Source organism: Rhizobium favelukesii (assembly GCF_000577275.2).
In the GTDB taxonomy this organism is placed as follows: domain Bacteria; phylum Pseudomonadota; class Alphaproteobacteria; order Rhizobiales; family Rhizobiaceae; genus Rhizobium; species Rhizobium favelukesii.
Window position 1 is genome coordinate 1 of the sequence record NZ_CBYB010000006.1, and the last position, 11209, is coordinate 11209.

11 protein-coding genes and 4 pseudogenes are annotated in these 11209 nt (G+C 57.2%); 4 read left to right on the forward strand and 11 right to left on the reverse strand.

The genetic code is table 11. From position 1 onward, the window contains the following. Positions 1 to 223, reverse strand: a 223-nt coding sequence (locus LPU83_RS10480; RefSeq protein WP_157997282.1) for a transposase, incomplete at its 3' end; no start/stop codon positions are given. Between the two features lie 78 nt (positions 224 to 301). Here LPU83_RS10480 and LPU83_RS10485 point away from each other — a divergent pair. The 4 genes and pseudogenes from LPU83_RS10485 to LPU83_RS12430 form a co-directional block, all read left to right on the forward strand. Then, positions 302 to 1093 (forward strand): annotated as a pseudogene (locus tag LPU83_RS10485) (IS110 family RNA-guided transposase); the annotation flags it as partial. A 106-nt stretch (positions 1094 to 1199) separates the two neighbouring features. After that, complete coding sequence (locus LPU83_RS10815) at positions 1200 to 2063, forward strand: tyrosine-type recombinase/integrase (RefSeq protein ID WP_024318132.1); 864 nt, start codon at positions 1200 to 1202, stop codon at positions 2061 to 2063. A 4-nt stretch (positions 2064 to 2067) separates the two neighbouring features. Continuing rightward, the gene (locus LPU83_RS11145; protein ID WP_024318131.1) at positions 2068 to 3255 is read left to right on the forward strand and encodes an IS91 family transposase; all 1188 of its coding nucleotides are present in this window, start codon (positions 2068 to 2070) and stop codon (positions 3253 to 3255) included. A 335-nt stretch (positions 3256 to 3590) separates the two neighbouring features. Then, positions 3591 to 3812, forward strand: a pseudogene (locus LPU83_RS12430) (IS110 family transposase); the annotation flags it as partial. Between the two features lie 625 nt (positions 3813 to 4437). On the opposite strand, the gene LPU83_RS12445 reads toward LPU83_RS12430, so the two are convergent. The 10 genes and pseudogenes from LPU83_RS12445 to LPU83_RS15005 all read right to left on the reverse strand — a co-directional run bounded on the left by LPU83_RS12445 (position 4438) and on the right by LPU83_RS15005 (position 11120). Beyond that, positions 4438 to 5355 (reverse strand): MurR/RpiR family transcriptional regulator, encoded by a 918-nt coding sequence (locus LPU83_RS12445; protein ID WP_024318128.1) that lies wholly within the window; start codon positions 5353 to 5355, stop codon positions 4438 to 4440. Positions 5356 to 5659: 304 nt separating this feature from the next. Then, a complete protein-coding gene (locus tag LPU83_RS75610) occupies positions 5660 to 5959 on the reverse strand; it encodes an alanine racemase C-terminal domain-containing protein (RefSeq protein ID WP_082323302.1) in 300 nt (99 codons plus the stop codon). 56 nt (positions 5960 to 6015) lie between these two features. Beyond that, complete coding sequence (locus tag LPU83_RS12530) at positions 6016 to 6735, reverse strand: D-alanine--D-alanine ligase family protein (RefSeq protein WP_231052411.1); 720 nt, start codon at positions 6733 to 6735, stop codon at positions 6016 to 6018. Positions 6736 to 6774: 39 nt separating this feature from the next. Then, a pseudogene (locus tag LPU83_RS73665) lies at positions 6775 to 7101 on the reverse strand (D-alanine--D-alanine ligase); the annotation flags it as partial. Positions 7102 to 7163: 62 nt separating this feature from the next. Continuing rightward, entirely contained in the window at positions 7164 to 7637 is a 474-nt protein-coding gene (panD, locus tag LPU83_RS12975; RefSeq protein ID WP_024318126.1) for an aspartate 1-decarboxylase, read from the reverse strand. A 328-nt stretch (positions 7638 to 7965) separates the two neighbouring features. Continuing rightward, positions 7966 to 8238: pseudogene (locus LPU83_RS13995) on the reverse strand (transposase); the annotation flags it as partial. Positions 8239 to 8617: 379 nt separating this feature from the next. Next, positions 8618 to 9070, reverse strand: coding sequence for an ABC transporter permease (locus LPU83_RS73670; protein WP_024318124.1), 453 nt, complete (start codon positions 9068 to 9070; stop codon positions 8618 to 8620). 363 nt (positions 9071 to 9433) lie between these two features. Then, positions 9434 to 9826 carry an ABC transporter permease gene (locus LPU83_RS73675; protein WP_024318122.1) on the reverse strand — a complete coding sequence of 131 codons (393 nt, stop codon included), beginning with the start codon at positions 9824 to 9826 and terminating at the stop codon, positions 9434 to 9436. A gap of 308 nt (positions 9827 to 10134) precedes the next feature. Then, positions 10135 to 10398 carry a TOBE domain-containing protein gene (locus tag LPU83_RS73680; RefSeq protein ID WP_231052400.1) on the reverse strand — a complete coding sequence of 88 codons (264 nt, stop codon included), beginning with the start codon at positions 10396 to 10398 and terminating at the stop codon, positions 10135 to 10137. 65 nt (positions 10399 to 10463) lie between these two features. Then, the gene (locus LPU83_RS15005) at positions 10464 to 11120 is read right to left on the reverse strand and encodes an ABC transporter ATP-binding protein (protein WP_231052399.1); all 657 of its coding nucleotides are present in this window, start codon (positions 11118 to 11120) and stop codon (positions 10464 to 10466) included. Positions 11121 to 11209 lie beyond the last annotated feature (89 nt).

An 11209-nucleotide genomic window follows, 5' to 3' on the forward strand; every position in this document is an offset into this window, starting at 1 on the left:
CCAACTTTCTCCCCGCGGGCCGCTCCCGGCGAAGCTTGACCCAGTTGCGCAACTGATTGGCATTGATCCCGTGGGCGAGCGCCAGGCCTGCTATCGATATCCCCGGCTCAAGGGCCGCATCGATCAAACGCTCCTTCTCAACAGGATCAAACCGCCGCTTTCCGTTGCGAAGAATCTTCGTCACCCGAAGCGACCTCAATGGGCCCACGCCAGTCAATGTCATTATGTCCACAGTCTCCGTTGTGGACACAGAATCAATCAGGACGCTCCAATTGAACAGGTGCAGGGATTTGCGCGCTTACATATAGCCGAGTTGCTCGCTCGGTTTGAGCAGCTCCAACTGAAGGCGCGGCTACGAACAGGGAAGTCGTTTCCCATCGTGACGATCCAAGAGGCTGGATTGGATGGCTTTTGGATCCATCGGGTTCTGGAAGCGAACGGGATTGAGAGTTACGTAGTTGATGCAGCTTCTATCGCGACCTCTCGTCGACGTCGGCGCGTTAAGACCGACAAGATTGATGGAGAGGCACTGGCGCGGACATTGCTGGCATTCAAGCGTGGCGAGCCACGTGTGTGCGCAATGGTCAGAGCGCCAGATCCAGAGGACGAAGACCGGCGTCGAATCTGCCGGGAACGCAAAGTGTTGATTGCGGAGCGAGTAAGGCATGTTAATCGCGTCAAGGGTCTACTTTTCGCCCAGGGCGTCAGCGGCTATCAACCGCTTCGCAAAGATCGCCGCATACGCCTTGAGGAGCTTTGCACCGGAGACGGCCGTGGCTTGCCGAAGCATCTCAAGGCTCAAATAAATCGAGAACTCGATCGTCTTGAGTTGCTGCTTGAGCAAATCGCCGAGGTGGAGAGCGAGCGTAATTCCCTGCTTTCCGTACATGAGCCGCTAGCGTCTGAGGCACCGGCGCCGGCAATGTTGCTTACCTTAAAAGGTGTCGGCGCTGAGTTTGCCGCCGTTCTTTGGACCGAAGCGCTGTGCCGACATTTTGATAATCGGCGGCAGATTGCCGCCTATGCAGGTTTGACACCGACCCCATGGATGAGCGGGACGATTGACCACGAACAAGGTGTCTCAAAAGCAGGGATTGAACTAAGCCGCTGATCGCGGCGATTTGAGGCGGGCTTTGACGAGAGCCCCCTGACTGAGAGGATGGTTGTGTTGCAACCCACCCTTCAGACAGGAGGCCCCGATGGCTGAGATAAGCCCTCTTCGCCGCCGGATGATTGAGGACATGACGGTCCGCAATCTATCCCCGGCGACACAGCGATCCTATATTAATGCAGTCCAGAAGTTCAGCCGCTATTTCGGCCGATCGCCCGATCGGCTCGGTCCTGCAGATATTCACACCTTTCAGGTTCACCTCGTTTCAACCGGGATATCGTGGGCATCGTTAAACCAGATCGTGTGTGCTCTTCGATTTTTCTATGGGATCACGCTTGGCCATGACGATGTCCCTGATCGGATCCCCTATGCGCGCGAACCACGCAAGCTCCCTATTGTTCTATCGGCGGACGAGGTGGCTCAATTTCTTGAGGCGGTCTCCAGTCTGAAGGCGCGCGTTGCGCTGACCACAGCTTATGCCGCGGGCCTCAGGATCGGTGAGGTCTGTGGACTGGAGGTCGGGGATATCGACAGCTCCCGGATGGTGATCCATGTTCGCCATGGCAAAGGGGCCAAAGCCCGTTACGTTATGCTGTCAAACGAACTCCTCGGCATCCTGCGCCGCTATTGGCGCCTGTCACGTCCCACAACGTTCCTTTTTCCAGGGCGTGATGCTGACAAGCCGATCGAACCGACCGTTTTGAATGCCGCCTGCCGGTCGGCGGTTGCCGCGACAGGCCTTTCAAAGCGCGTCACCGTTCATACGTTACGGCATTCCTTTGCCACGCACCTGCTGGAGAATGGGACCGATATCCGGATCATCCAGGTCCTGCTTGGCCATGCCCATCTGTCGAGCACGGCACACTATACGCAGGTTTCCACCGACACGATCAGGTCGACAGCCAGCCCCCTTGATCGGTTGCGACTGGAGGTGACGCCGCCGGAAGCGTAATCGGTTGCGGCCCACCTTCGAAGTCGCCGACATCTTTCGGCGGCATGGGGGCCCTTACAGACGAGAGAACGCCGGTCATCTTGGCCGCGGCGAACGACGCGTCATGGGGGCGATAGAAGCCTGCCGGACACCCAGGCTCGGTGGTCACGTCGATGCTTGCGATGAGTGCGGCAGAACCCGCATCTCCTATAACTCTTGCCGTAATCGCCACTGCCCGAAGTGTCAGGGAGCTGCTCGCAAGGAGTGGGTCGACGCACGCATCGCCGATCTCTTGCCGGTCCCGTATTTCCACATGGTCTTCACGCTACCACGTGGCCTCGCTGAGATCGCCTTCCAGAACAAGGCGGTTGTCTATGCATTGCTGATGCGGATCTCGGCCGAGACGCTACAGGCCATTGCGGCCAATCCCAAATGGCTGGGCGCCGAGATCGGCGTCACCGCCGTGCTCCACACCTGGGGCCAGGCGATGACCCACCATCCCCACGTCCATTGTGTCGTGCCGGGCGGCGGTCTTTCATCAGACAGATCAAGCTGGGTTGCATCCCGACCGGGCTTCTTTCTACCCGTTCGCGTGTTATCGCGCCTGTTTCGCCGGCTTTTTCTGGCAGCGCTTGCTGGAGCCTTCGCCAGGGGTGAACTGCACTTCTTCAACGAACTCGCTCATCTAAACGATGACAACACATTCACCCGCCATCTTGCCCGCGCTCGCAGTATCGAATGGGTTGTCTATTCGAAGCCGCCATTCGGCGGGCCGGATCAGGTGCTCGCCTATCTTGGCCGCTACACCCATCGCGTCGCCATCGCAAACAGCCGCATCGCTCATGCTGATGGCGACCATGTGGCCTTCCGATGGAAAGATTATCGTGCCAACGGTCGCGACCGTGAGAAGATCATGCGTCTTCATCCCCACGAGTTTATCCGGCGCTTTCTCCTTCATGTGCTTCCGGACGGCTTCCACCGCATGCGCCACTTCGGCTTTCTCGCCAATTGTCATCGACGGGATCGTATCAGCCTCTGCAGAAGCCTCCTCGGCCAACCATCACCAACAAACGGGCGATCCCATTCGACCAAATCGCAGCAGGCCCATTCCCAAGAATGCCCCGACTGCCGGCGCCCCATGCGTCGGACCAGCATCACCATTGCGCCTATTGCACCGCCTCGACCATCATCCTTCCGGTGCGATACATCATGATGTCCGACAATCAGCCTCTCAGAATATTCCCACGCGTTCAGTGCGTCTCCGGCGAGCGATATCGCTCGACCTCAGCCACTCAAAAGGCTGCGGATCCCTTCCAATATCGCAGAAAAGTCAGCGGAGACCTAGGCAAACCGCGCTTAAAAGCCCCATCCCCGGCTCAGTGTTGCCCGCAAAGCAGTCGGGACGAGATGCGGCGCCCTTCATCTCCGGCGGGTTGGCTCTCAATTCCCCATAGCAGCGTCAAACAACCCGCGCCTTAGTTCAATCCGGCTTACATGAGGTCGCCCGAATTCGCCGCACCGTCCATGCGCCCTCAAATAACCCTCCAGAATCCCCGGTTGCGCACCACGATGATTCAATTGTCCTGGCTATGGCTACGCAATCAGCCAGCGTCAGCGCTCAGTCGTTGGTTTGTGGATCGGGTCCAGTCGAATGGTGGACGTTTAAAGAAAGCCGCGATAGTTGCCCTGGCGCGCAAGCTCCTTATCGCGCTGTGGAAGTTTGTCACTGCGGGTGTTGTCATCGAAGGGGCTGTTATGAAGACCGCCTGACGACCATAAAATGGCCGAACACACAAATCTTCCAGGACTGATCAATCCTGGCGGATCCAGGTGAACGAACCGCCTCTAAGTCGGGCTTCAAATGCCGCGCTTTAGATTGGTCCCGTTCTCCTGAGCCTTGCCGCTACGCAAGCGGGATAGTGGTGCTGCCGGACAAAACGGCGACCGTATGTGAGTTTGAACCGGCGACGGAAACGTGCCGCGTCATGCACGGTGGCTCAGCCATGGATTCGATACAAGCACCCTATGAAAAAGTGATTGATCTTGACGGCGAAATCCTCATGTGAGCTTGGAGGACCAACGTTGCTAGATGCGAGAGATGAAGGAAGCGGTCAGGGGCGTGCCACCTGAAATATTCCGCAACCACCGTGAACTTTCTTCTGTTCACGTTATAACAGAAATGCTAATTTCACGGCTATACGCTGAATGATGCGACTCATGCCGGCGTCTGCTGCCTCTACTTCGCCGAAATAGCTCACCTCTCCATCCGGATTCGGCGACCGCAACCCCGCCTTGAACTCCTGGCGTGATGCGACCGGTATTCCCCTGATGTGGCTGATTTGAATCGGCTTATATATATAAGAGGATGCGCAGCGACAATTTTGGATGTCCGCCATCAAGTTGACAGCACGTTCTGCAGCTGCTCAATGCGTTTTTTGGCCGAAGGGCCAAGATGGCAGATGACGTCTTCTACGAGAAGATTAAGAAAGCTTGTCACCGGCGCGTTGCTTTCCCAGAACATGTCGGCATCAGTGGCGATCCGGAAAACATTGTCCGTGAGATCTTGTGCCCAGTAGCAAACCGCATCCGTGACGATCACGAGATCGATGTTCGCTTGCGAGGCCTGCTGCGCCAAGAGCATGGCCTGCTTCGCGTAGCGCCGGACGTCCACGACGATGACGAGTGGTTTTCCGGCTTCATTCGCGAACAGTTCGCTGTAGGTCCCGCTGACGCCATCCATGAAGCGGACACGCGGGCGGGCATATTCGAGACGCATGGCAAAGTTCATAGCTAGGCCCCGCACGGTCTGAAAGCCCGCCACATAAACCCGATCCGCTTTGGCCACCAATGCGACAACGTGACTGAAGTGTGCCGTGCGGGCCAGCGCGTAGTTGCTGACGATTGCCTTCAGCTCCAAGTTGAGGCTCTTTGAAAGGTCCGGTGCGGCTTCGTCCTCCTCGCTCTTGGAACGATCCGGCGAGATTATACGTTCATAGCGCTCGCCCACGAGCCAGTCGATCTGATGAACGGTGCTGCGCAACTCCTCCTTCAGGGCGGAAAGGCCTTCATAGCCGAGGGAACGCAGGAAGCGTCCCACCGTCATAGCGCTGACATTCAGCTTGCGGGAGATCGAGGCCGCCGTCTCGAACGGGATCTCCCGGACATGGGTGAGAAGGTAAGCCGCGATGATGCTTTCTGCCCGCGAGATTGTCGCCCGCCGCTCCTTGATCTTCTCGACGAAAGGGTGGAAGACAGGCGCCTGATGCGCCGCATCTTTTCGGCTTATGCTATTCAGTCGTCCATAGTGGTGCATGACGTCCTCTAGAGCATCATGGTCGATGTCGGCACACGTGCCGTGGCTTCGAAGAGCGTGTCGAGCCTGTTGTTGAGCAGGAAAGCGAGGTTGCCCATGGCAGGCGCGGCGACCGATTCGCTCTTGGTGAGCTTTGCCGTGGGGAAGGCAAGGCACAGGTCTCCGGGTCCGTCCTCGGACGGTGTTCCGATGCAGCATTAGGAAACGGGACTACCTCCCCCTACTCTACTGCGCATCAGCCCCGTCCATCAGCCGTTCCCGTGACGAGCCACTGCTGCGGCTCAAATGGACACCGGTACATATGTCAGTAATCACGACGATCGCCCGGCCGATGAAGCGATCCGGCGACCGAAAGCACGTGATCCCCGACATATGATCGAACGGATCTTGAGCCAAGCGTCGTCAAGACCTCGTTAGGTATAGAACCTATAGCTTTGGCGAGCTCATCTAGCGATTGCGACGGGCCACAGACCTCGACCAGATCACCGAGCGACGGCTTTAGGTCGGCTGCCGAGCTAAGGTCAATGATCGATGTGTCTATGGAAACGCGACCGATGACGTGGGCTGACCGACCCGTTATGTCGAGTGAATGGTAGTGAAGCATTGGTCCTCCGCACTGACTGCAACATTCTAGGGAAATGGCAGGGAAGCTGCCATTGGTTATCGCGGGCCGTAACGGATGCGGCTGGTCTCGATCTTGCGAACCTCTTCGCGACGCCTTTGGTCGATCTCATTGGAGGCAGCCAGCCCAATGACATGGCACAGATCGAAGCCGGCTTTTGCGAGCATCTTCGGAAAGATGCTTCCTGCCGTCAGACCCGGGACCGCATTGACTTCGAAGAAATAGACGCGTTGCTGGTCATCGACGATGAAATCGAGGCGCCCGAAGGTGTGGAGCCTGAACTCCCGAGCAATCTTCGTTGACATCGAGAAGATGCGGGTCTGAAGGCTGTTCTCAATCTTATGGAACTCAACAGTGTAGCTGCCCTTCTGCGTCTTCTGGTCATAGCCGAGAAATCCCGAGGGATTATTGATCCGCGCAACCGGAAGTACCGTAACCTCATGGCGGTTGATCAAGACGCCGGAGGTGTACTCTGTTCCGACAATTCGTTGCTGGACCAAGAATGAGGCGTCATACGCAGCGATCCGTTCGGAATAGGAACGAAGGCCCTCCTCCGAAAGATTGTCGAGGCACTCGGTGAGGAAGGATCCTCCGAGCGTGTTCGGCTTGAGAACACAGGGCCCAGTAAGGTGCCGCAGAGCCTCGGCTATGCCAGCGTCGAGATCACTTTGGGAGACGTGGATCGTCGGAATGGGGGTCAGCTCGGGACAAAGTCGATTGGCGATTAAGCCCTGCAAATACTTATCTGCGGAGAGCATGGCCGCAGTTTTGTCACCAAAGCTGCCCGGGATATCATAGAATTGGGCAAGAGCCTGGATCTGACCGTCCTCTCCGTCTTGGCCCTGAAGAAGTGAGAAGACGAAATTGCTGTCATTTTTTAGTATACAAGCAAGCGAGGTGAGCGAATAGGTCTCGGCACGAGTCGTAAACTCATCATGCTTCGGAAGGCGATCCCCGTCGAGGGCGAGCCTAAGCAAATCCCCGGATCGGCTGATATAATAAATAAATGCTGGTGAAATACTCGCATGAACAGCTTTGTTAAGGACGTCAGCGAAATGATTGTACATCGCAATCGACCAGTCGTGTTCAACGGACCGGCCACCATACATAAGTGCCAGTTGCATGGTCGTTTCCTCTTCGGACTGAGTTGCGGGGCGGCTTATTGCCAGGTTTGGACTGTCATCGTCTAGGCCGATCTCGCTGAGTCATCAGCGAGTGGCTCGGACCGGGATAAAGACCTTTCCATCGGTGAGCCCTCGCGGATCGCGAACGTAATCGCTCCATCCTCCCGGAGGCTGGCATCGTAGAACATGCGATCGCGGACAGAATTGTCCCGATTGAACGTTAATACTCGCGGTTTGATCTCGGCGATCTGCTCCTTTTCAACGTACGCGGAGGAGCAAACGATGATCTCGTCTCCGACCTGGCAGGTACGAGCGGCAGCTCCATTCAGCACACAGCAACGGGAACCCCTTTCACCATAAATGACATACGTGCTGATACGCGCACCTGACGCCTTGTTCCAGATGTCAACGAATTCCAGTGGAAAGATCCCCACCTCATCGCAGTGATCCGGGTCCAGTGTAATCGAACCGTGGTAGTTCAGATCTGCATCAGTGACAGTAATGCCATGAAGCTTGGCGGCTACGACTTTTCTCATCTACGAGATCCTCTTGAGGTCATGAAATACGCCGGGTGGGAGGTGACGGACTTGCCGGTAGATCCTTTCCCGTGACCTGCCATGGTGCTTTCCTCTCTTCGTTCCATCGGTCGCGGGGAGCCGCGGCATGCGTGCGGGTTGGCCACTGCCGCCGCCGCGCACTAAGGAGTTTCAAAATTCGTGCCAGTTTGGCGGATCGAGCCTCAGAAGAGATGTTGTGCTTATTCTTCAAGGGCTCCCATGAGAGTGCGGCAAGCGCCGGGCCGAACGCTACCGTGTCGCGGCCCTGACAAACCCGACAGACCTCAAGCGACATCCAGAGTTAGCAGCCATCGGCAAAGACCTGCAGCAACCAGGGCCTTCTGTCGCGGATAGATTTCAAGAGGTCCGGCGCACCGTCTGTCAATCGGCGTTGCATTCCTAATCACACCGTCCCTGTCCTGAATGTCAGCGCTATGGACCATGAGACCGACCGCCAGGCCGAGCGTGTCGCCAACAATGTGGCGCTTGCATTCCTTGATCATTTTTTCGGCATCATATCCCCGATATGCCGCCGCTTTTGGTGGTTATCACGGTAGCTGTCTATGACGCCTACCGTCGGCGGCAGGCCTGACATCTTCAACGAGGTTCCTCACCCGCCGTCCCTCGCGCCGGAATGCCCCACCTCCAGCAGTCCGTCCAGGTAGGTGCGGTGCCATCGCCTGGCTTACCGCCTCAGTCAGCAGATGATCCCCGGCGCTCGGCCGCGTAGGGGCAGCGCAGCGCGAGCAATCGGTCGCGCGTCGTGTCGATATCCAGGCCCAGTCGGCCTGGGGCATCGCACCACCTCCGCCAGAACCGTATACAATCGATCCACCGATGCGCCACCGGTGCCCGGACAATTTTGGCCCGGGAGGGCGGCGCGATCACCCTGGTCCGTCATAATGGCGCCCTGATCGCGCTGCCCGAGGAGCTTGAACGGAACGCTATATTGGCGTCCCTCAAACGACACCAAGCTGTCGAGACCGATTCGGCGGGCAAATCGCCGCTATGCGGCGGCGATGAAGTTCCACATCAACGCCTGTCCGCCGGGTCCGGGCGCCGGCCAGGATCACGCCCGCGATCACGACGACATAGCCGATGGCCCCAATGCTATGAGCCAAGATGATCCCGGCCCTCGTGCCAATTAGTCCCAGTTGAACCAATCCCAGAAAGGTCGCAATGCCAACGACGATGACTGGAAAGGTGATGGGTGTCAGGATCACCATCGACAGGACGGTGCGCAGGCGCGGATAGGTATTGCTGAGGCCGTAGGCTGCGAGGGTCCCGACGATTGTCGATAGGATAGTGACCGCGATACCAATCTGTATGCTGGTCCACGCGGCAGCGTACCAAGCATCGCTGAAAAACGAGCGGTACCATTGCAGCGAAAGACCCGACGGCGGAAATTCCAAAAACGTCCCTGGGCTAAACGATAACAATGACGACAAGGCCAGGAAACAGTAGGAACAACACGACAAATACCACGAATATTGCACCGGCGATTTTCGACCAACGGTCGTCTGCCCCTGCCCGATACAGCTGCGCCGTCCACTGCTTCGCCCGATACGGAACCGCGAGTTCGTTTAGAAAGCGGGTTAGTAGACCGGATAAAGGAAGCAACCTTAGCCAGGTTTTCCGCGCCGGTTGCGGGGTGCGAGATGGCGATCCTGAAAGATCAAGCCCAATGAGAGAGATGACGATCATGGCTATTGCCAGGAGGATGAGTGAAGAGGCAGCGGTGGATCCCAGGTTCAGTGAGCTCTTCACCTGCGCGGCTATGAAGGTTGACAGCATTGTGTCGTGCACCCCCATACAGCGGCCGGCGTGATATAGAAACCCAGGCAAAGCACAAAGACCAGAACAGACCCACTTCGCACGCCCGGCAGGCTGAGTGGGAAGAATACACGCCTGAAGGCGGTGAAAGGTCGTGCACCCATGCTGCGGGCTGCTGCCATCAGCGATTGTTCTATGCCGACCATGACGGTGATGAGCGGAAGGACCATCACAGGCAGCATTATCTGGACCATTCCAATGTAGACTGCGGTGCGATTATAGATCAGCGGCAGTGGACTTGAGATCAACCCTAGATCAAGCAGGAGGTTGTTGATCCGGCCGCGGTCGCCCAGAATCAGGATCCAGGCATAGGTGCGCGCCAGGATCAAATCCAATAAGCGTTGCCCGCAGTTGCTTAGAAGAGCCTGCGATTACATACGCAGTCGGATACCCGATGACGACGCAGAGCGTCGTCGCGACCAAACTCATCTCAATGGTCTGAGAAAGCACGCGGAGATTGGCAGTTTGATCGACAAACGCCTGATAGTTGGCGAGCGTAAAGGCCGGCGCATTGAAACTGGTAAACAGGAGCTGGACCATCGGTATGCCGAATACGGCGAGCAGAATGGCCAAGGCGGGGAGAGTGAGCCCAATAAATGGCCGAGATAGTTTGAGAAAAGGAACCATCCACTTGGTCTCTTGTTTAAAGCGTGACAAAGCGGACGTCAGACCGCAGCCAGTCGACGCGAACCTGATCGCCAGGCGAATACACCTGCTGCCCCGAAGCGACGTGCTCCCGCACAGTGAGCATCCTGGTTCCGGCCTGCACATGGTATTTCCTTAGCGGGCCCGCGTAGACCGTGTCGGCCACCGTACCGATAACGGACTGGCGCTGGTCCGCGTCCGTACTCCTTGGTGCGCCTGGTGTTGAGATACGGAGCCGCTCCGGACGGATTATGGCGACCATACCAGAAGTCCGGGACCTCTCTGCCTCGACTTCAGAATCTGTCCGCTCTAGAAGATTGGCTTCGCCTAAAAAGTTTGCCACGAACAGTGTCGCCGGCGGTCGTATAGTGCTTCCGGTGTATCAACTTGTTCAATCACCCCGCCACGCATAACCACTACTCGATCAGATAGTGTGAGCGCTTCCTCTTGATCGTGCGTGACGCACACTGTGGTGATTCCGAATTCCTTATGCAAACTCTTGATCTCCCCCTGCATCTGCTCGCGAAGATTGCGATCGAGCGCGCCAAGCGGCTCGTCGAGCAGCAAGACCGGCGGATCGGCAATCAATGCTAGGGCAAGCGCTACGCGCTGTTGCTGGTCACCACTCAGCTGTGATGGCATGCGGCCGCCGAAGTCTTTCAGGTGGACTCTTTTCAGTATCCTATCAACACAATTTGCCCGCTCACTCGCCTTTACGCCGCGAGGGGAAATTCCAAATTGCGGCGGACTGTTAGGTGCGGGAATAGCGCGTAACTTTGGAACACGATGCCTTGGTCGCGCCGATGGCACAGCCGCTACCGACCTCCCGCCGATAAGGATATCGCCTTCACTTCGCGATATGAACCGAGCAAGCAGTATCAACGCTGTGCTCTTTCCTGAGCCGCTTGGACCAAGGATCGTCAGGAACTCGCCCTGACGGACCGTAAGGGCGAGGTCCTTGACGGCAGTGATCGCTCCATACATCTTTGTGACACGGCGGAATTCAATTTGTACGGAAGCAGGACTTTCTCGCAGTGTTTCAAGTTGGGCTGGTCGCTCAATTTGCTGACGTC